This is a genomic window from Anaeromyxobacter sp. Red801, from assembly GCF_049201065.2.
In the GTDB taxonomy this organism is placed as follows: Bacteria; Myxococcota; Myxococcia; order Myxococcales; family Anaeromyxobacteraceae; genus Anaeromyxobacter.
In genome coordinates, this window is the sequence record NZ_CM181236.1 from 4,718,521 (window position 1) to 4,738,855 (window position 20,335).

Annotated in this window: 15 protein-coding genes and 1 pseudogene; 11 read left to right on the forward strand and 5 right to left on the reverse strand. The window is 74.0% G+C overall.

The genetic code is table 11. The annotated features are described in order from the left end of the window. Positions 1-104 precede the first annotated feature (104 nt). Positions 105-2,534: a sodium-translocating pyrophosphatase gene (locus ACOQFB_RS21735; protein WP_059435818.1), complete on the forward strand. Its 2,430-nt coding sequence runs from the start codon at positions 105-107 to the stop codon at positions 2,532-2,534. 88 nt (positions 2,535-2,622) lie between these two features. Then, entirely contained in the window at positions 2,623-3,231 is a 609-nt protein-coding gene (locus ACOQFB_RS21740) for an LON peptidase substrate-binding domain-containing protein (protein ID WP_237757776.1), read from the forward strand. A gap of 255 nt (positions 3,232-3,486) precedes the next feature. On the opposite strand, the gene ACOQFB_RS21745 is transcribed toward ACOQFB_RS21740, so the two are convergent. Together ACOQFB_RS21745 and ACOQFB_RS21750 are read right to left on the reverse strand one after the other, a co-directional pair. Continuing rightward, a complete protein-coding gene (locus tag ACOQFB_RS21745; protein ID WP_421609500.1) occupies positions 3,487-4,809 on the reverse strand; it encodes a UDP-glucose dehydrogenase family protein in 1,323 nt (440 codons plus the stop codon). 60 nt (positions 4,810-4,869) lie between these two features. Continuing rightward, on the reverse strand, positions 4,870-5,787 hold the full coding sequence (locus ACOQFB_RS21750) for a nucleotidyltransferase family protein (RefSeq protein WP_421609501.1): 918 nt from the start codon (positions 5,785-5,787) through the stop codon (positions 4,870-4,872). A gap of 99 nt (positions 5,788-5,886) precedes the next feature. Between ACOQFB_RS21750 and ACOQFB_RS21755 the strand changes: the two genes are divergently transcribed. After that, positions 5,887-7,140 (forward strand): baeRF10 domain-containing protein, encoded by a 1,254-nt coding sequence (locus ACOQFB_RS21755; RefSeq protein ID WP_059435815.1) that lies wholly within the window; start codon positions 5,887-5,889, stop codon positions 7,138-7,140. A gap of 167 nt (positions 7,141-7,307) precedes the next feature. Here the strand turns inward: ACOQFB_RS21755 and ACOQFB_RS21760 are convergent, their stop codons facing one another. Then, on the reverse strand, positions 7,308-8,195 hold the full coding sequence (locus tag ACOQFB_RS21760) for an NAD-dependent epimerase/dehydratase family protein (protein WP_421609502.1): 888 nt from the start codon (positions 8,193-8,195) through the stop codon (positions 7,308-7,310). Between the two features lie 278 nt (positions 8,196-8,473). On the opposite strand from ACOQFB_RS21760, the pseudogene wecB reads away from it, so the two are divergent. Continuing rightward, positions 8,474-9,471: pseudogene (gene wecB, locus ACOQFB_RS21765) on the forward strand (non-hydrolyzing UDP-N-acetylglucosamine 2-epimerase). Here the strand turns inward: wecB and ACOQFB_RS21770 are convergent. After that, positions 9,461-10,414 (reverse strand): glycosyltransferase family 2 protein, encoded by a 954-nt coding sequence (locus tag ACOQFB_RS21770; RefSeq protein ID WP_421609503.1) that lies wholly within the window; start codon positions 10,412-10,414, stop codon positions 9,461-9,463. The pseudogene wecB and the gene ACOQFB_RS21770 overlap by 11 nt on opposite strands. Positions 10,415-10,459: 45 nt before the next feature. On the opposite strand from ACOQFB_RS21770, the gene ACOQFB_RS21775 reads away from it, so the two are divergent. The 7 genes from ACOQFB_RS21775 to ACOQFB_RS21805 all read left to right on the forward strand — a co-directional run bounded on the left by ACOQFB_RS21775 (position 10,460) and on the right by ACOQFB_RS21805 (position 18,644). Beyond that, positions 10,460-11,314, forward strand: a complete 855-nt coding sequence (locus ACOQFB_RS21775; RefSeq protein ID WP_059435811.1) for a glycosyltransferase family 2 protein — start codon at positions 10,460-10,462, stop codon at positions 11,312-11,314. Positions 11,315-11,359: 45 nt separating this feature from the next. Next, a complete protein-coding gene (locus ACOQFB_RS21780; protein ID WP_421609504.1) occupies positions 11,360-12,319 on the forward strand; it encodes an NAD-dependent epimerase/dehydratase family protein in 960 nt (319 codons plus the stop codon). Further along, positions 12,316-13,383: an NAD-dependent epimerase/dehydratase family protein gene (locus tag ACOQFB_RS21785; protein WP_059435809.1), complete on the forward strand. Its 1,068-nt coding sequence runs from the start codon at positions 12,316-12,318 to the stop codon at positions 13,381-13,383. Before ACOQFB_RS21780 ends, ACOQFB_RS21785 begins: the two co-directional genes overlap by 4 nt. Before the next feature lie 63 nt (positions 13,384-13,446). Then, positions 13,447-14,232 (forward strand): glucose-1-phosphate cytidylyltransferase, encoded by a 786-nt coding sequence (rfbF, locus tag ACOQFB_RS21790; RefSeq protein WP_059435808.1) that lies wholly within the window; start codon positions 13,447-13,449, stop codon positions 14,230-14,232. Continuing rightward, complete coding sequence (gene rfbG, locus ACOQFB_RS21795) at positions 14,229-15,341, forward strand: CDP-glucose 4,6-dehydratase (protein WP_421609505.1); 1,113 nt, start codon at positions 14,229-14,231, stop codon at positions 15,339-15,341. Before rfbF ends, rfbG begins: the two co-directional genes overlap by 4 nt. Next, entirely contained in the window at positions 15,342-16,709 is a 1,368-nt protein-coding gene (gene rfbH / locus ACOQFB_RS21800; RefSeq protein ID WP_059435806.1) for a lipopolysaccharide biosynthesis protein RfbH, read from the forward strand. Between the two features lie 486 nt (positions 16,710-17,195). Continuing rightward, a complete protein-coding gene (locus ACOQFB_RS21805) occupies positions 17,196-18,644 on the forward strand; it encodes a capsule assembly Wzi family protein (RefSeq protein ID WP_494492367.1) in 1,449 nt (482 codons plus the stop codon). On the opposite strand, the gene ACOQFB_RS21810 is transcribed toward ACOQFB_RS21805, so the two are convergent. Next, positions 18,628-20,199 carry a glycosyltransferase gene (locus ACOQFB_RS21810; protein WP_059435804.1) on the reverse strand — a complete coding sequence of 524 codons (1,572 nt, stop codon included), beginning with the start codon at positions 20,197-20,199 and terminating at the stop codon, positions 18,628-18,630. The genes ACOQFB_RS21805 and ACOQFB_RS21810 overlap by 17 nt on opposite strands. Positions 20,200-20,335: the final 136 nt, after the last annotated feature.

The window sequence follows — 20,335 nt, forward strand, 5'->3', positions numbered from 1 at the left end:
GACGGATCGGTAGTATCCGCCGTCCCGGATTCCCGCCGGCCGCGCAACATCGCGCAACGAGCCGAGTTTTCACGGGTACTCCCAACGTCGGAGCCGTCCCCGCCATGAACCTTTCCAGCATCCTCACCTCCCTCTCGCTCGGTGCGAGCGGCCACGGTGAGGCGAACCTCATCCTGCCGAACCTCGACGGCGCGGAGCGCTTCCTCGGGATGTCCGGCCACAACCTGCTGGCCGCCGGCATCGTGGTCTGCGTCCTCGGCCTGATCTTCGGCCTGGTGATCGCCAGGCAGCTGAAGGCGCTCCCGGTCCACCGGTCGATGCGCGAGATCTCCGAGCTCATCTACGAGACCGCGAAGACCTACCTCGTCACGCAGGGCAAGTTCATCGCGATCCTGTGGGCGTTCATCGCGGTGATCATCGTCGCGTACTTCGGCTTCCTCACCACCGGGCCGGACGGCGGCCGCGGGATGGGCGCCGGGCGCGTGGCGCTCATCCTGGTGATGAGCCTCATCGGCATCCTCGGCTCCTCCGGCGTGGCCTGGTTCGGCATCCGCGTGAACACCTACGCGAACAGCCGCGCCGCCTTCGCCGCGCTGGGCGGCAAGCCCTTCCCCACCTACGCCATCCCGCTCAAGGCGGGCATGTCGATCGGCACGATGCTCATCAGCGTCGAGCTGCTCATCATGCTGGCGATCCTGCTCTTCATCCCGTCCGACCTGGCGGGCCCGTGCTTCATCGGCTTCGCCATCGGCGAGTCGCTGGGCGCCTCGGCGCTCCGCATCGCCGGCGGCATCTTCACCAAGATCGCCGACATCGGCTCGGACCTGATGAAGATCGTCTTCAAGATCAAGGAGGACGACGCCCGCAACCCCGGCGTGATCGCCGACTGCACCGGCGACAACGCGGGTGACTCGGTGGGCCCCTCCGCCGACGGCTTCGAGACCTACGGCGTCACCGGCGTCGCGCTCATCTCCTTCATCCTGCTCGCGGTGGTGAACCCGAGCTACCAGGTCCAGCTGCTCGTCTGGATCTTCGCGATGCGCATCATGATGGTCATCGCGTCGGTCGCCTCCTACTGGATCAACGAGGCGGTCGCGAAGGCCAAGTACGCCGGCGCCGACTCGATGAACTTCGAGGCGCCGCTCACCTCGCTGGTGTGGCTCACCTCGATCGTCTCGGTGGTCCTCACCTTCGTCGTCTCGAAGCTCATCATCGGCGAGCTCGGCGACGGCACGCTCTGGTGGAAGCTCTCCGCCATCATCACCTGCGGCACGCTGGCGGGCGCGATCATCCCCGAGATGATCAAGGTCTTCACCTCCACCAGCTCCGGCCACGTGAGGGAGGTCGTCACCGCGTCGAAGGAGGGCGGCGCCTCCCTGAACGTCCTCTCCGGCCTCACCGCCGGCAACTTCTCCGCCTTCTGGATGGGCCTCGTCATCATCGCGCTGATGGGCGCCGCCTACGGCGTGTCCACCCTCGGCGTCGGCGAGCTGATGATGGCCCCGGCGGTGTTCGCGTTCGGCCTGGTCGCCTTCGGCTTCCTGGGCATGGGCCCGGTCACCATCGCGGTCGACTCCTACGGCCCGGTGACGGACAACGCGCAGTCGGTCTACGAGCTCTCGCTCATCGAGAACGTGCCGAACGTGAAGGCCGAGGTGAAGAAGGACTTCGGCTTCGACCTCGACTTCGAGAAGGCCAAGGGCTACCTCGAGGAGAACGACGGCGCCGGCAACACCTTCAAGGCGACCGCCAAGCCGGTGCTCATCGGCACCGCCGTCGTCGGCGCCACCACCATGATCTTCTCGATCATCGTGGTGCTGACGAGCGGCCTCACCCAGAACCTCGAGAAGCTCTCGATCATGAACCCGCTGTTCCTGCTCGGCCTCATCATGGGCGGCGCGGTGATCTACTGGTTCTCGGGCGCGTCCACCCAGGCCGTCTCCACCGGCGCCTACCGCGCGGTCGAGTTCATCAAGCAGAACATCCGCCTCGAGGGCGTCGAGAAGGCGAGCGTCGAGGACTCGAAGAAGGTCGTCGAGATCTGCACGCAGTACGCGCAGAAGGGCATGTTCAACATCTTCCTGGTGGTGTTCTTCGCCACCCTGTCCTTCGCGTTCGCCGACGAGTTCTTCTTCATCGGCTACCTCGTCTCCATCGCCATCTTCGGCCTGTTCCAGGCGATCTTCATGGCGAACGCCGGCGGCGCCTGGGACAACGCCAAGAAGGTGGTCGAGGTCGAGCTGAAGGCCAAGGGCACGCCGCTGCACGACGCCACCGTGGTCGGCGACACCGTCGGCGACCCGTTCAAGGACACCTCCTCGGTGGCCATGAACCCCATCATCAAGTTCACCACGCTGTTCGGCCTGCTGGCCGTCGAGCTCGCCATCCAGATGGAGACCTCGGCGCGCGTGGGCCTGGCGGCGGTGTTCCTGGCGGTGGCGCTCGTGTTCGTGTGGCGCTCCTTCTACCGGATGCGGATCGAGACCGGCGTGAAGGCCACCGAGACGGCCGGCGCGGCCAGCCCGGCGCACTAGCATGTGCGCGGAGCGGATCGCTCCGCTGTCACCGAGGGCGGCGCTCGAGAAGGCGTGCGCCGCCCTCAAGGTGTTTCCCCTCCACGGCGTGGTCGTCCTCCCGGGGACGCCCACGCCGTTCCACATCTTCGAGCCGCGCTACCGCGCGCTCGTCGCGGACGCGCTGCGCGGGGACCGCATCCTGGCGGTCCCCGGCCTCACCACCCTTGAGGCGGCGCAGCAGCTCCACCCGCCGCTCTTCCCGGTGGCGGGCGCCTGCATCATCGAGCAGGAGGACCGCTACGACGACGGGCGCTACGACCTCGTCGTGCGCGGCGTGGCGCGCGTGCGGCTGATCCAGGAGCTCGCGAACGAGAAGCCCTACCGCGAGTTCCGCGCCGAGATCCTCGACGACGTCTGGCCGGACGAGGGGTCCGACGCCGTCGAGTCGCAGGTCGCGTCGCTCCGGCAGCTCGTGCTCGAGCTGTCCACCCGCCTCCCGCCCGAGTCCGGCGCCCCGGCGCTCGCCGAGGCGGTGGCGCAGATGCGCGACGCCTCCGCCATCGCCGACCTGGTGGCCGCCGCGGCGGTCTCCGAGCCGCACGCCCGCCAGCGGGTGCTGGAGACGCTCGAGGTCGAGCGCCGCCTCGAGCTGGTGGTCGAGGAGGTCGCGGGCGTGGTGCTGATGCTGTCGAAGGGGCAGCGGCCGGAGAACTGACCGGCGCTCGTCCTTCGACAGGCTCAGGACGAGCGGACTTCGTCCATTCCGCTCATCCCGACCCTTCGACTCCGTCCGCTCACCCTTCGACTCCGGCGGGCCTGCGGCCCGCCTACGCTCAAGGTGAGCGGATCAGTTGACCCCCCCGCTCATCCCGAGCGTAGGCCGTGCCGTCAGGCACGGCCGGAGTCGAGGGACGCTCAGGGTGAGCGGATCAGTTGACCCCCCCGCTCATCCCGAGCGTAGGCCGTGCCGTCAGGCACGGCCGGAGTCGAGGGACGCCCGCCCCACGCCGTAGTAGGTGAACCCGGCCGCGCGGACCTTTGCGGCGTCCCACACGTTCCGGCCGTCGAACAGCACCGGCTGCGCCATGACCTGCTTCAGCCGCCCGAGGTCCGGCTGGCGGAACTCGTTCCACTCGGTCACGAGCAGGAGCGCGTCGGCGCCCTCGGCGGCGGCGTACGGCTCGTCCACCAGCGTCACCCCGCGGCCGCGGAAGATCCCGTCCGCGACCTGCGCGGCCACCGGGTCGTGGGCGCGGACCCTGGCGCCGGCGGCGAGCAGGCCCTCCACCACGGTGATGGCCGGCGCCTCGCGCATGTCGTCGGTGCGCGGCTTGAACGCGAGCCCCCACACGCCGAAGGTGCGCCCGGCCAGCGAGCCGAAGTGCTTCTGCGCCTTCTCCACCAGCCAGCGCTTCTGCCGCTCGTTGACGCGCTCCACCGCGCGGAGCAGGTCGAAGTCGAGGCCGAGGTGGCGCGCCATGCTCATCACCGCGCGCACGTCCTTCGGGAAGCAGGAGCCGCCGAAGCCCACCCCCGGGAACAGGAACGGGTGGCCGATGCGCCGGTCCGAGCCGATGCCGCGGCGGACCTGGTCCACGTCGGCGCCCAGCTTCTCGCACAGCGTCGCGATCTCGTTCATGAACGAGATGCGGGTCGCCAGCATCGCGTTCGCGGCGTACTTCGTCAGCTCGGCGGAGCGCAGGTCCATGAACAGCACCGGCTGCTCGGCGCGGACGAACGGCGCGTACAGCTCGGCCATCACCGCGCGGGCGCGCTCGGAGGCGACGCCCACCACCACGCGGTCCGGCCGCATGAAGTCGTCGATGGCGGCGCCTTCCTTCAGGAACTCGGGGTTGGAGACCACGTCGAACGGCTGCGTGGTCACCTCGCGGAGCGCCTCGGCCACCTTGTCGGCGCTGCCCACCGGCACCGTGCTCTTGTCCACCACCACCGTGTAGCGGGTGAGGTGCCGGCCGATCTCGCGGGCGGCGGCGAGCACGTAGGACAGGTCGGCGTCGCCGTTCTCGCCGGGCGGGGTGCCCACCGCGATGAACGCCACGTCGGCGTCCTTCATGGCCTCCGGGTAGGAGGTGGTGAAGGACAGGCGCCGCTCCTTCACGTTGCGGCGCACCAGCTCCTCGAGCCCCGGCTCGTAGATGGGGATCCCGCCGCCGCGCAGCGTCTCGATCTTGGCGGCGTCGAGGTCGAGGCAGGTGACCCGGTGGCCCGACTCCGCGAAGCAGGTGCCGGTGACGAGGCCCACGTAGCCGGTGCCGACGACGGTGATGTTCATCGCTCGAGTTCCCTCACGGAAAGCAGAGGCGCGCAATCTAGCACGCCCCGGCCGGGCCGATCACGGCGCGACCACGAGCCGCGCCGCCGCGTCCTCGCCGCGGAGCTGGCGCAGCCGGGCGGGGTCGCTGGCGGCCTCCACCACCCGGTCCACCGCGACCCGCTCGGCGGCGCCGAGCGCCGGGCGCACCGCCTCGGCCGCCTCGGCGACGTCGGGGAAGAACAGCGCCGCGAGCCGGCTCACGCCGTGGAGCGCGCGGGCGAGGCCGAGCGCGCGCGCCCGGGCCAGCACGTACTCGCGGTCGAGCGGGAGGCGGAGCAGCTCGCGCACGTCCACGTACGTGATGAGCGGCGCGCGCAGGCCGAGGAGCGCCTGCTCCCCCACCGTGGAGAGGAGCGCGTCCTCCGCCGACGGGCGGGCGGCCGACGGGCCGAAGGCCAGGTAGGGCATGCTGCGCTGGAACAGCAGCGGATCGGCGGCCGCCCCCGAGAACAGCCCCTCCTGCGCGGCCACGGTGAGGCGGCCGTCGCCGAAGACGGCGGTGCGGCCGCCGTGGTCGGTGCGCTCGAGCTGCATGCCGCCGCGGATCGCGTCGGCGAAGCGCTGCGCGTCCTCGGCGGCGAGCGCGACGCGCAGGTCGCCCACCGGCCGGAACGCGAGGTGCGGGTAGAGCCAGTCGATGTAGGCGGCGGCGTCGAGCAGCACCACCGGCACGCCCTCGGCCGGCCGGAGCACCCCCCGCAGCGTCACCATCTTGAGGACGTTGTCGTTCGCGACGCCCTGGTACTGCGAGAGCAGGCGCTCGCGCAGCCCCTCCGGCGCCGAGGCGCCGAGCCGCGTGTGCTCGAGCTGGAAGGAGGCGAGCGGCGCGAGCCCGTGCGCCACGAGCACGTCGCCGAGCAGGCCGGGCTCGCAGTCGGGCAGGACCGCCGGCGGGGAGAAGGAGGTGAGCGCGCGCAGGGCGTCGAGGAGGGCCACGGCGCCGCCCGATGTAACCCGGCGAGCGCCCGGCGGCAATCGGGCAGGCGCGCCGGGGCGGGCGGGGGTGCGCAGGTTCACCGGCACGGAGGACCGCACATGACCGAGCTCGACGGAACGCTCACCGATCTCGCCCGGCTGCGCAGCGTGGGCGAGCCCATCGTCAGCCTGTACCTGGACGTCCGCTGGGCCGACGAGCAGCAGCGCGAGCGGGTGCGCCTGTTCGTCCAGGAGCGCGTGCGGCAGACGCTGGCGCACTATCCGCCGGGCACGCCCGACCGGCCCGCGCTCGACCGGACCCTGCAGCGGGTGCTCGCGCACGTGGGGCAGCTCACCACCCAGGCCTCCCAGGCCGAGAAGGACGGGTTCGCGCTGTTCGCCTGCGAGGGCCTCGGCCTGTGGCAGCCCATGCTCTTCCGGCGGCCGTTCGCCCCGGAGCTGTGCACCGACGCCATCCCGCACCTCACCCAGCTCGCCCGGCTCGCCGACGACCTCGAGCCCGCCATCGTGGTGGTGCCGAACCAGGCCGGCGCCGACCTGTACGAGGTGCGCCTCGGCGAGCTGGCGGCGGAGTCGAGCCTGCGCGGCTTCGTGCCCCGGCGCGACCGCGATCGCTTCAACCCGGGCGCGGCGCGGCCGGGCCAGCGCTTCGAGCGCCAGGAGAAGGACGGCCGGCACGAGGAGGCGTTCGTCCAGAGGAACCGGCGCGCCGCCGCGGCCGAGGTCGAGCTGCGGCTCGCGCGGACGCCGGGCGCGCACCTCGTGCTGGTGGGCACGGCGCAGAACGTGGCCGCGTTCGAGCGCGAGCTGCCGGAGCGGGCGCGCGCGCGGGTGATCGCGCGGCTGCCGCGCCCGCGCGAGTGGGAAGGCGCCGGCGGGGCGCGGCGCGACGGCGTGGTGGCCGGGGCGTCGGGGGCGGTGGCCGAGCACGAGCGCGCGGCGGAGCGGCGCATCGTGGACGGGCTCGTGGGCGAGGCGCTGCGCGGCGGCCTCGGCGTGGTCGGGCCGGAGGACGTGGTGCAGGCGGTGAACGAGGGCCGCGTGCACCGGCTGGTGCTGGAGGAGGACTTCCAGCGCGCCGGGTGGCAGTGCGACCGCTGCACCGCGCTCGGGGCCACGCGCGGCGCCGACCTGTGCCCGTACTGCGGCGGCGACCTGCACACCGTGCAGCAGCTCGGCGAGGCGCTGGTGGCGCGGACGCTGGCGGGCGGCGGCGCGGTGGAGGTGGTGGCGCACGCGAACCGGCTGCACGGCTACCGCGGCGTGGGCGCGTTCCTGCGCCAGACCGCCCCCACCGGCCTGCGCGGCGCGAGCCCGCCGTGGCCGACCGCGCCGGGGGCGAGCCAGCCGTAGGCGGTCCCTCGACTCCGCGCGGCCTGACGGCCGCGCTACGCTCGGGATGAGCGCGGCAAGTGATTCGCTCACCCTGAGCGTAGGCGAGCCGGAGGCTCGCCGGAGTCGAAGGGTCGGGATGAGCGGTCGGAGTCGAAGGGCGAGCGGCCGGAGTCGAAGGGCGCGAGCTACCCCTTCCACTCCCGGTACATCTCCGCGGCGGCGGACACGACGTCGGCGTGGCGCACCGTCCAGCCCACCTCGGCGGCGCGGGCGGTCACCACCTGCTGATCCATGGCGAGCGCGTCCGCCATCGGGCCCATCGTCTTCCGCGCCTCGGCGAGCGGCAGCTCGCGCACGGCGCCCTTGCCGGCGGCGCGGCTGTACGCGGCGGCCGCCTCGGCGACCGGCGTGGGCCGGCCGTCCACGCCGTGGAGCACGCCCTGCGCGCGCCGCTCGACCACGAGCCGGTACAGCTCGGCCAGGTCCTCCACGTGCACGAACGACCAGCGCTGCGTGCCGGGGGCGACGACGGTCGCCGCGCCCTCGCGCGTCGCCTGGTCGAACCACGGGGTGATGAGCCCGCGCCGGCCGCCGTAGACCATGCCCGGGCGGATCACCGCGGCGGCGATGCGATCGCCGGCCGCGCCCAGCACCCGGCGCTCGTGCGCCGGCCGCCACGCGGTCGCCGCCGCCGGGTGATCGGTCGACGCCCGCTCGTCGGCGACGCCGCCGGTGTCGCCGAGCACCCAGACGCCGGAGGTGTACACGATCGAGAACGGCCGCCCCGCCGCGCGGGCGGCGGTGATCATCGCCTCGACCGCCTCGGCGTCGGCCGGCGGCCCGAGGCCGTAGTCCACCGCGGCGTGCACCACCGCGTCCTGCGCGGCGAGCTCGCGGGCGAGCGCGCCCAGGTGGCCGAGGCCGCCGCGCACCGCGGTGGCCCCGCGCCGCCGCAGCTCGGCGTCCTTCTCCTCGGAGCGCGAGAGGCCGGTGACCTGGTGCCCGCCGCGCGCCAGGGCGGACACGATGGCGCTGCCGATGTACCCGGTCGCGCCGGTGACGAAGACCTTCATGGTGATTCCTCCGGGCCTCAGGGGTAACGCCGGACCGCCCGGGGCGCACCCGTCGCGATGGGGCCTGCCCCCGGCCGCGCGCGCGCGCCCCGCCGCGAGCGGTGCCGCGCGGGCCGGCGTGCCCCAACGTTCGCCCGATGAGCGCCGGCCCGCCTGCCCGCATCCTGGTCGTGTTCGGGACCCGCCCCGAGGCCATCAAGCTCGCCCCGGTGATCGAGGCGCTGCGCGCCCGGCCCGGCGCCGAGGTGCGCGTCTGCCTCACCGGCCAGCACCGTGAGATGGTGGACGCGGTGCTGGCCTTCTTCGGCGTGAGGGTGGACGAGGACCTCGCCATCATGCGGCCGGGGCAGACGCTGAACGGCGTCGCCGCGCGCGCGCTCGGCGGCGTGGACCGGGTGCTGGAGGCGTTCGCGCCGGACTGGACCGTGGTGCAGGGCGACACCACCACCGCGTTCGCGGCGGCGCTCGCCTCGTTCCACCGGCGCGTGAAGGTGGCGCACGTCGAGGCGGGCCTCCGCAGCCGCGATCGCTTCAAGCCCTACCCCGAGGAGGTGAACCGCGTGATGACGGCCGCGGTCACCGACCTGCACTTCTGCCCGACCGCGGCGGCGCGCGACAACCTGGTCGCCGAGGGGTACGCGCCGGGGCGATCCAGGTGGTGGGCAACACCGTGGTGGACGCGCTGCACCTCGCGGTGGCGAAGCTGGACGACCCGGCGGTGGAGCGGGAGGTGGCGCGCGGCCACGAGTGGCTCGATCCGGCTCGGCCGCTCGTGCTCGTCACCGGCCACCGCAGGGAGAGCTTCGGCGCGCCGTTCCGCGACCTCTGCCTCGCCATCCGCGAGCTGGCCGCGCGGAACGCGGTGCAGGTCGTCTACCCGGTGCACCTCAACCCGAACGTCCGCGGGCCGGTGTTCGAGCTGCTGGACGGGGTGCCCGGGGTGCGCCTCGTCGAGCCGGTCGCGTACCCGACGCTGGTGTGGCTGGCGCGGCGGAGCCGCTTCATCCTCACCGACTCCGGCGGCATCCAGGAGGAGGCGGCGGCGCTGGGCCGGCCGGTGCTCGTGATGCGCGAGGTGACCGAGCGGCGCGAGAGCGTGGAGGCCGGCGTGTCGCGCCTGGTCGGGACCGACCGCGGCGCGATCCTGGAGTGGTCGGAGCGGCTGCTGAAGGACGAGGCCGCCTACCGCGCCATGGCGCGCAAGGTGGACGTCTACGGCGACGGGCGCTCCAGCCAGCGCATCGCGGACGCGCTGGTCGGGCCGATCACGGCGTGACGCGCCGGCGAGCGCGGCGGCGGCGGTTCCGCGCCTCCTTGGCGTACAGCGCCCAGCCGAGCGGCCCGAGCCGGTTGCGCAGGCGCCGCCCCTCGTCCACGGCGCCGAGCTCGATGAGCCGCGAGGCGAGCTTGGCGGGCACGCGGGCGCGGCCGAACGGCATCCGCGCGGCGTGCGCCTCGTAGAAGTGCGCCAGCACCGACGCGTAGCCCAGCTCGACGTCCGGCCGCCAGGTGAGGTTGCCGCCGTGCGCCGAGAAGCACACGAGCGGCTCCGCGAGGTGGCCGAGGCGCGGGTACTCGAGCGCGGCCTGGAGGTAGACCGCCTGGTCCGGCCCGGCGCCGTGGCGCAGGTACCCGAGCCGCTCCTCGTCCGGGAGCGCCAGCGACAGCCAGCGGGCGAGGTCCGCGCGCCGCGCCACCGCGCAGCACGGCGAGCGCGGCACCTGCCGCCCGCGGGCGTCGTACGCGATCGCGAGGTAGTCCGCCGACGGCCGGACCGCCGGCCCGTCCAGCGCGTACATCACGCGCGCCGGCCCGACCGCCTTCGGCGCGTCGGGCGCGGGGGCGAGGCGCACGGCGGAGTACACGATCCCGACGCCCGGATCCGCGTCGAGGAGCGCCACCGCGCGCTCCAGGAACGCCGGCTCGTACCAGTCGTCGGAGAACAGCAGCGCCGCGTACTGCGCGCCGCCGGCGAGCTCGGCGCAGCGCCGCCAGTTGCGGACCGGCCCGAGGTTCTCGGCGTTGCGGTGGGCGCGAAAGCGCGGGTCGTCGGCGGCGTAGCGCTCGGCGAGCGCGAACGTACCGTCGGGGCTGGCGTTGTCCACCACGACGCACTCCCACGACGCGAGCGTCTGCGCGCGCACCGAGTCGAGCGCCGTCGCGAGGAAGCGCTCGGAGCGGAAGCAGGGGACGAGGACGGAGACCTTGGGATCGGACAAGACGGGCTCGGCGGGGGGTGGGAGGCAGCGTAGAATACCACCCGCATGCCCCCCAGCCTCTCCGTCGTCACCATCTGCCTCAACGATCGCGCCGGGCTCGAGGCCACCCTCGACAGCGTGCTCGGCCAGACCTACCGCGACCTCGAGCTGGTGGTGGTGGACGGGGGCTCCACCGACGGCAGCGTGGACGCCATCCGCGCCCGGGAGGCCCGGATCGCGCGCTGGGTCTCCGAGCCGGACGGCGGCATCTACGAGGGCCAGGGCAAGGGCGCCGCGCTGGCCCAGGGCGAGTGGCTGCTCTTCCTCAACGCCGGCGACCGGCTCGCCGCGCCGGACGCACTGGAGCGGCTCATGACGCCGCGCCCGGTCGAGGACGTCGTGTACGGCGACGTCTGGATGGAGCGCGGCGGCCGCCTCCGGCCGTGGCGGGCGCCGGACCACCCGAGCGTCCTGCACCTGATGCGCAGCATGCTCCCGCACCAGGCCACCGCCTTCCGCCGCGCGCTGTTCCTCCGCCTCGGCGGCTACGACCTCTCCTTCCGCATCGCCGCCGACTACGACCTCTTGCTCCGCGCGCTCGTCGAGGCGCGCGCCACCACCCGGCACGTCCCGCACCTCGTCGCCATCCACAACGGCGAGGGCGTGTCCAACGACCCCGCCCGCACCCCGCGGCTGCGCGAGGAGCGGGCGCGCATCCAGGAGAAGGTGCTGCCGGCGGCGGTGCGCGAGGACTGGTCCGTCTACGAGGCGGTGGAGTCACAGCTCCCGGGTCGCCGCGTGCGGGCCTGGTTCCGGCCGGTGGCGCGGCCGCTCCGCCGGCTCAGCCGCGCGCTGCGCCGCATGCCGGACACCGGCGGCACGCACCGCCCCGACGCCGCCAAGGCGCCGCCGAAGGGCTGACCCGGTGCGCGTCTCGTCGATCCCCAACCCCGAGAGGCGGGAAGCGTGCGCGTCGCGCTGACCGGCGCCACCGGCTTCCTCGGCCGCGCGGTCGCGGCCGCGCTCGTCGCGCGCGGCCACGAGGTGCGGGCGCTCGTCCGGCCCGGGCGCGAGGCGGCGCTGCCCCCTGCCGCCGGGCTCGTGCCCGTGCCCGGCATGCTCGGCGACGCCGCGGCGGCCGGCGCGCTCGTCGCCGGCGCGGACGCGCTCCTGCACCTCGCCGCCCTCGGCGTGCAGAGCCGCGATCGCGACTGGGCGCGCATGGTCGAGGCGAACGTGGCCGCGCCGCTCGCGCTGCTCGACGCGGCGGCCGCCGCCGGGGTGGGCCGGGTGGTGGCGGCGGGCACCTGCCTCGAGTACCGCGGCCACGGGCGGCTGCCCGGGGCGCCGGCCGCGGGCGCGCCCACCTGCGGCGAGGACGCGCCGCTCGAGAGCGCCGACGGCTACGGCGCCACCAAGGCGGCGGGCGGCGTGGTGCTGCGGGCGCGGGCCCGGGCGCGCGGCCTCCCGCTCCGCTGGCTCCGCCTCGCCTCGATGTACGGCCCCGGCGACGATCCGGGGAAGCTCGTGCCCGGCGCGCTCCGCGCCGCGCGCGCCGGCTCGCCCTACGAGATGACCGCGGGCGAGCAGGTGCGCGAGTGGCTGCACCGCGACGACGCGGTGGACGCGGTGGTGCGCGCGGTGGAGCAAGGCGGCGACGGCGCGGGCGCCGCGGACGTCGTGGACATCGTGAACGTCGGCACCGGCGAGGGCGTGCGGCTGCTCGACCTCGTCCGCGCGGTCTACCGCGCCGCCGGCGCGGATCCGGCGCGGGTGCTCGCCGGCGCGCGGCCCTACCGCGAGGGCGAGGTGCACCGGCTGGTGATGGACGTGTCGCGCGCGGGGGCGGCGCTGGGCGGCTGGGCGCCGCGCGTCGCGCTCGCCGACGGGCTGGCGGCGCTCGCCGCCGCGGAGGAGACGGGATGAGCGGCAGGTGGATCGTGACCGGCGGCTGCGGGTTCGTGGGCTCGAACCTGGCGGCGTCGCTGCTCGACGACGGCGTCGAGGTGGTGGTGCTCGACACGCTGGTGCGGACCGGGTCGTCGGACAACCTGGCGTGGCTGCGCGAGCGCGCGGCGCGCCCCGGCGCGGGGCGGCTCGTGCACCTCGCCTGCGACACGCGCTCGCGCACCGACGTCGAGCACGCGTTCGCGCGCTTCGGCGACGGCGCGATCGCGGTGGCGCACCTCGCCGGCCAGGTGGCCATGACCACCAGCATCGAGCGGCCGCGCTACGACTTCGAGGTGAACGTCCTCGGCGCGTTCAACGTGCTCGAGGCCGTGCGCGCCCACGCGCCGTCGGCGGCGACGCTGTTCTCCTCCACCAACAAGGTGTACGGCGACCTCCTGGGCGTGCGGCACGAGGAGGGGGCCACCCGCTGGCTCCTGCCCGACCACCCGCACGGCCTCGACGAGTCGGTGCCGCTCGACTTCCACAGCCCCTACGGCTGCTCGAAGGGCGCCGCCGACCAGTACTTCCTCGACTACCACCGCATCTTCGGCCTGCGGACGGTGGTGTTCCGGCACAGCTCCATGTACGGCGGGCGCCAGTACGCGACCTACGACCAGGGCTGGGTGGGCTGGTTCTGCCAGCAGGCGCTGCGCCAGCGCGCCGAGGCGCGCGCGGGGCGGACGCCCGAGCCGTTCACGATCAGCGGCGACGGCAAGCAGGTGCGCGACCTGCTCTTCGCCGCCGACCTGGTGCGCTGCTACCGGCTGGCCGCGGCCGCGGCGGACCGGATCGCCGGGCGCGCCTACAACATCGGCGGCGGCCCGGAGAACAGCCTGTCGCTGCTGGAGCTGTTCTCGGTGCTGGAGCGCAAGGTCGGCCAGCCGCTGCGGTACGAGCGGCTCCCGGCGCGGCAGAGCGACCAGCGCGTGTTCGTGGCCGACGGGCGCCGGGCGGCGGCCGAGTTCGGGTTCGCCCCGGAGGTCGGGGTCGAGGCGGGGCTCGACCGCACGCTGGAGTGGCTCGAGCGGCTCCCCCGCTGATCGGGCGGGCCGGCGCGTCCGGCCCTCGACGGCGGGCGAGGCTTCGCCTATCGTCCCGCGGACATGAAGGCCGTTATCCTCTGCGGCGGGCAGGGAACCCGCATCCGAGACGCGAGCGAGGTGCTGCCGAAGCCGATGCTGCCCATCGGCAACCGGCCCATCCTCTGGCACATCATGAAGGGCTACGCGCAGCACGGCGTGCGCGAGTTCGTGCTGTGCCTCGGCTACAAGGGCTCGGTCATCCGCGAGTTCTTCCTGAACTACCGCGCCATGACCACCGACGTGACCGTCACGCTCGGCCGCCACGACCGGATCGAGTTCCACGGCCAGCACGGCGAGGAGGACTGGAAGGTCACGCTCGCCGAGACCGGCGAGGCGACCATGACCGGCGGCCGCGTGGCCGCGGTCCGGCGCTACGTCGAGGGCGACGACCTGTTCTGCCTGACCTACGGCGACGGCGTCTCGGACCTCGACGTGGCCGCGTCGATCGAGGCGCACCGGCGCCACGGCAAGGTGGCCACGGTGGCGGCCGTGCGCCCGCCCGGCCGCTTCGGCGAGATGCGGATCGACGGCGCCCGGGTCACCGAGTTCAACGAGAAGCCGAACGCCAGCGAGGGCTTCATCAACGGCGGCTTCTTCGTCCTCGACGCGCGCCGGATCTGGCCCTACATCGGCGACGACGCGCGGACCGTGCTGGAGCAGGAGCCGCTGCGGAAGCTGGCGCGCGACGGCGAGCTGGTGGCGTTCCCGCACACCGGTTTCTGGCAGCCCATGGACACCGCCCGCGAGTACGGCCTGCTGAACGACCTGTGGGCGCGCGGGGTCGCGCCCTGGAAGACCTGGCCATGAGCGGCCTCGCGCCCACCGCCGCGGAGCTCTCCCGCGCCTACGCCGGCCGCCGCGTGCTCGTCACCGGCCACACCGGCTTCAAGGGGAGCTGGCTCACGCTCTGGCTCGACAGCCTGGGCGCGGAGGTGACCGGCTACGCGCTCGCGCCCGCCGGCTCGCCCTCGCTGTACGTGGCCGCCGGGGTGGACACCGCCTGCACGAGCGTGCTCGCCGACGTGCGCGACGCGGCGAACCTCGCCGCGGTGGTGCGCGAGGCGCGGCCGGAGCTGGTGTTCCACCTGGCGGCGCAGCCGCTGGTGCGCGCGTCGTACCAGGCGCCGGTGGAGACGCTCGAGACGAACGTGCTCGGCACCGCCCACCTGCTCGAGGCGGTGCGCGCCGCCGGCGCGCCGTGCGGCGTGGTCGTGGTGACGAGCGACAAGTGCTACGAGAACCGCGAGTGGGCCTGGGGCTACCGCGAGGACGAGCCCATGGGCGGGTTCGACCCCTACTCCATGTCCAAGGGCGCGACCGAGCTGGTGGTGTCGAGCTGGCGCCGGAGCTTCTTCCCGCCGGCCCGCCTCGCCTCGCACGGCGTGGCGCTCGCCAGCGCGCGGGCCGGCAACGTGGTGGGCGGCGGCGACTGGGCCGAGGACCGGATCGTGCCGGACGCGATCCGCGCGCTCGCCGCCGGCCGGCCCATCCCGGTGCGCAACCCGCGCGGCGTCCGCCCCTGGCAGAACGTGCTCGAGCCGCTCGGCGGGTACCTCCTGCTCGGGGCGCGGCTCGCGCCGGGCGCGCCGGACCGCGCCGCGCACTGCGAGGCCTTCAACTTCGGCCCGCGCCACGAGGACGCGCGCACGGTCCGCGAGGTGGTGGAGACGCTCGTGGCCGCCTGGGGCGGCGGCGCCTGGGAGGACCGGAGCGACCCGGCCGCGCCGCACGAGGCGGGGGTGCTGCGCCTGTCGGTGGAGAAGGCGTGGGCGCGGCTGGGCTGGGCGCCGCGCTGGAGCTTCGAGGAAGGGCTGCGCCGGACGGTGGAGTGGTACCGGGCGCACGCCGCCGGCGCGGGCGCGCCGGCGCTCGCCGAGCTGTGCCGCGCGCAGATCCGCGCATACCTGGAGCGCTGAGTGTCGATCGATCCGAAGGAGCGGGAGCGGCAGCTCACCGCCGAGATCCTGGAGCGCGTGCGCGAGATCGCGCGGCTGCGCGAGGGCGCCGAGCCGGCGTTCGTGCCGGGCAAGTCGGCGGTGCGCTACGCCGGGCGCGTGTACGGCGCGCCGGAGCTGACGAACCTGGTGGAGAGCGGCATCGAGTTCTGGCTCACCGCCGGCCGCTGGCACCGGCGCCTCGAGGAGCGGCTCGCCGAGTGGTACGGGGTCGAGCACGCGCGGCTCGTGAACTCCGGCTCGTCGGCGAACCTGCTCGCGGTCGCGGCGCTCCGCTCGCACCTGCTCGGCGAGCGCCGGCTCCGCGACGGGGACGAGATCATCACCGTCGCGGCCGGGTTCCCCACCACCGTGGCGCCGGCGCTCCAGCTCGGGCTGGTGCCCGTGTTCGTGGACGTGTCGCTGCCCGGCTACAACCTCGACGTGTCGCAGCTCGAGGCGGCGCGCTCGCCGCGGACGCGCGCGGTGATGGTGGCGCACACGCTCGGCAACCCCTTCGACCTCGCCGCGGTGAAGGCGTTCTGCGAGCGGCACCGGCTCTGGCTGGTGGAGGACAACTGCGACGCGGCCGGCTCGCTCTACCAGGGGCGCAAGACCGGCACGTTCGGCGACCTCGCCACGCTCTCGTTCTACCCGCCGCACCACATGACCATGGGCGAGGGCGGCGCGGTGCTGACCTCCGACGACACGCTCAAGCGCGCGGTCGAGTCGCTGCGCGACTGGGGCCGCGACTGCTGGTGCAACCCCGGGGTGGACAACACCTGCCGCCGGCGCTTCGAGTGGCAGCTCGGCGAGCTGCCGCGCGGCTATGATCACAAGTACGTGTACGGCCACCTCGGCTTCAACCTGAAGGTCACGGACATGCAGGCCGCGGTGGGCCTGGCGCAGCTCGAGCGGCTGGCCGGGTTCGTCGAGGCGCGGCGCCGGAACTGGGCGTTCTACCGCGAGGCGCTCGACGACCTGTCCGACGCGCTCGTGCTGCCCGAGCCCACGCCCGGCTCGGAGCCGTCCTGGTTCGGCTTCATGATGACGGTGCGGGAGGGCGCCGGCGTCACGCGCGACGCGCTGGTCCGGCACCTCGAGGGCCGGAAGATCCAGACCCGCATGCTGTTCGCCGGCAACCTGGTGCGGCAGCCCGCGCTCACCCAGCTCGTGCAGGACGCGCGCGACGAGGGCCGGCCGCCGCCGTTCCGGGTGGTGGGCGACCTCGCCAACACCGACGCGATCATGAACCGCTCGCTGTGGGTGGGCGTGTATCCCGGGCTGACCGAGGCCATGCGCTCGTACGTGGCGGCGACGATCCGCGAAGGCGTGCGCGGCGCGGTCTGACCGCCCGCTCGCGGCGCGGCGCCGGGGCGGTTACACTGCGCGTCCCGATGCGAACCGCCTGCGCGTCCGTCCTCGTCGTCGCCGTCCTGATCGCCCAGCCCGCTCGTGGTTCGACAGGCTCACCACGAGCGGACGCAGCAGGCTCGCAAGGAGCGGAGGCAGCAGGCTCACCACGAGCGGACGCAGGGGCTGAGACCACCGCTCGTGGTTCGACGGGCTCACCACGAGCGGAGGCAGCAGGCTCGCAAGGAGCGGAGGCAGCAGGCTCGCAAGGAGCGGAGGCAGCAGGCTCGCAAGGAGCGGAGGCAGCAGGCTCACCACGAGCGGACGCAGGGGCTGCGCCCCGGGAAGCCCCGCTCACCCCGAGCCTGTCGAGGGGCGAGCGGGGTTGCACCCCGGTCCCGATGGCGGTGGACGGGATCGGCACCCCGTCCGACGAACTGCTCCGCCTGGGCGAGCTGTCCGGCGCGGTCCCCCTCCCCCCGCGTGCTCCGCCGCGCCGGGGCGCGGGTGGAGACGCGCTGCGCCGAGGCCGCGCTGCCCTGGGACACCGCCGGCCTCGAGGCCGGCGCCGGCGCGGGCGGCGTCCGGCTCGTGCCGCTCCGGCTCGACGCCGCCTGGAGCTCGCACTACCCGTCCGGCGGGAACGACGGCCTGCTCTGGGCCGGCCGCGGCACCTCGTCGATGCTCTCCGGTGGCGCGTCGTTCCGCTGGGGCGCGCTCTCCGGCGCGCTCGCGCCGGCCGTGTCCTGGTCGCAGAACCGCTGGTTCACCACGCGCCAGAACGGCCAGTCCGGCGACCTCGCGTTCCGGAGCCCGTTCTACGGCGACGGCATCGACTACCCGCAGCGCTTCGGCGCCGGCCCGTTCGCGGACTGGAGCCTCGGCCAGAGCTACCTGCGCGCCGACGCGTGGAACGTGGCCGTCGGGATCTCCACCGAGAACCTCTGGATCGGCCCCGGGATCCGGAACGCGCTCACCATGACGAACGCCGCGCCCGGCTTCCCGCACGCGTTCGTCGGCACCTCGCGCCCCGCGGACATCGGCATCGGCACCGCCGAGGTGCTGGTGTACTGGGGCCGCCTCTCGCGCTCGACCTACGTCGAGCACCCCACCCACCCGATGGTGAGCGGGCTCGTGCTCGACTACACGCCGCGCTGGGTGCCCGGGCTGACCGTCGGGCTCTCGCGCCAGTTCGTGCAGGTCTGGGACGGCCTGCGGGTCGGCGACTGGCTGGCGGTGTTCCAGAGCCCGCGCAAGAACGACCTCAAGGGCTGGTACGACGATCCCACCGGCAACAACCCCAACGACAACCAGCTCGCGTCGCTGTTCGCGCGCTGGGTCTTCCCGGAGGCGCGGCTCGAGATCTACGGCGAGTTCGGCCGCGAGGACCACGAGGGCTCGCTGTACCAGTACGTCCGCGAGACCGACCACACCGGCGCGTACCTGCTCGGCCTCCAGAAGCTGTTCGGCGGCGGCGCGCGCACGGTCCGGCTCCAGCTCGAGGCGACCGCGCTCCAGGCGGTGCGTCCCCCCGACAGCCTGCGCGGCATGCCGACCTGGTACACGCACAACCGCGACCTCTCCTGGACGAACGAGGGCCAGCTCCTCGGCGCGTCGATCGGCCCCGGCTCCGACAGCCAGACCGTGGCGGTGGACGTGTTCGGCCCGCGCGGCCGGATCGGCGGCTACCTGGAGCGCGTCCGCCGCGACAACGCCTACTACTGGAGCGCCATCGAGCCGCTCCGCGACGACGCGCTCACCCAGGACGTCGAGGTGACCGCCGGCGCGCGGCAGCTCCTGTTCGCCGGGCCGTTCGAGGTCTCGTGGGACGCGAGCGCGTCCTACCGCTGGTCGCGGGCGTTCCTGCCGCGGAACGAGCCCAACCTGCGGCTCGTGGTGCAGGTGGCGCTGCCGGTCATGCCGACGCGCTGACGTCCGGCGGCGCGGCGCCCTCCGGCGCGGCGCCCGCGTCGGGGCCGGACCCGGACGGCGCGGCGCTCGCCGACGTCGGCCGCAGCACCGCGATGAGCGAGAGCGGCGGGAACGGCAGCGCGCGGTCGATCAGCCGGAACAGCGGCGTGAGCAGGTTGAGCGCCTTGATCTGGAGGAGGCCGAACGAGCGGCGCTTCAGGAGCTTCCCGTTCAGCCACCAGGCCGGCGTGCCCACGCGGTTGAAGTGCAGGAGCTCCTGGACCTCGAAGCCGGCCTTGCCGGCGAGCTCCACCAGCGTGTTCTCGGTGTAGCGCCGCTTGTGCCCCAGCACCTCGTCGAGCGTGCCGAACAGGTCCGGGCCGCGCGGCACGAGCACGATGGCGCGGCCGGTCTCGGCGAGCGCCGCGCGGACGTTCCGGAGCGCGCCGAGGTCGTCGTCCACGTGCTCGATGATGTTGAGGCACACCACCGTGTCGAACCCGCCCTCCACCGCGGGGAACGACTCGCCCTTCGTGACGTCGGTGAGCGTGACGTCGAGGTACGGGCGATCGAGGGTGAGGCCGCGGAGCGTCTGGAGGTAGAGCGGGTTGACGTCCGAGGCGACGTAGGTGTTGCGCGGGACCAGGCGCCGGGTCAGGTTGCCGGTGCCGCTGCCGATCTCGAGCACGCGCTGCCCGCAGAACGGCCGGATGACGTCGGCCATCCAGGCGTTGAAGCGCGGCGCGCGGGCGAGCCGGCCCAGGATCTGCGAGCCGTACGCGTCCTCCTGGTAGACGTGGTCGGAGAGCCAGAAGCGGGTGATGGCCCACAGCGCCTTCACGCCGTCCCGCCAGTTGATCTTCTTGCCCTCCTGGTAGGTCCGCCCCGAGTAGCTGATGGGGATCTCGAAGATGCGGGCCTCGCGCTTCGCGAGCTTGATGGTCAGCTCGGGCTCGAGCCGGAAGTCGTTCGAGACGATGGGGATCGACTTCAGGAGGTCGGTGCGGACCGCCTTGTAGCAGGTCTCCATGTCGGTCAGGTTCACGTTGGTCACCCAGTTGGTGAGGAACGTGAGCAGCCGGTTGCCGAGCTCGTGGCGGAACAGCAGCGCGCGCCGGGCCTCGCCGCCCGCGAAGCGCGAGCCGAACACCGCGTCCGCCTCCTCCTCCACGAACACCTTCACGATGCGGGCGAGGTCGCGCGGGTGGTACTCGAGGTCCGCGTCGTGGATCACCGACAGCTCGCCGTCCGCCTCGGCGAGCGCGGTGCGGATGGCGCGGCCCTTCCCGCCGTTCATCACGTGGCGGAGGAACACCCACTGGAACTTGCCCTGCCGGCCGTGGCCGCACAGCTCCACGCCGTTCTCGATGGGCCCGTTCTCCAGCCACTGGACGCCGCGGGCAGCGGCGAAAGCGCGCAGGACCTCGCCGGTCGCGTCGCGCGAGCAGTCGTCCACCACCACCACCTGCACGCGCTCGAGGTGCGGCGAGCCTTCCAGGATCTCGAGCCGGCCGAGGGAGGTCGAGACGAGGTGCTGCTCGTTGTAGACGGGGACCAGGACGGAGAGGGAGGTCATCGCGCAGGGGTTCTAGCAGACGCGGCCGGGCGCGGGTACACGCGGGCGGGGAGCGGGCGGGCGGCCTCCGGGAGCCCCTCCCGCGCCTGCTGCGGCAAACCGGCGCCGTCCCGACCCAGGACGGGCACCATGGCTC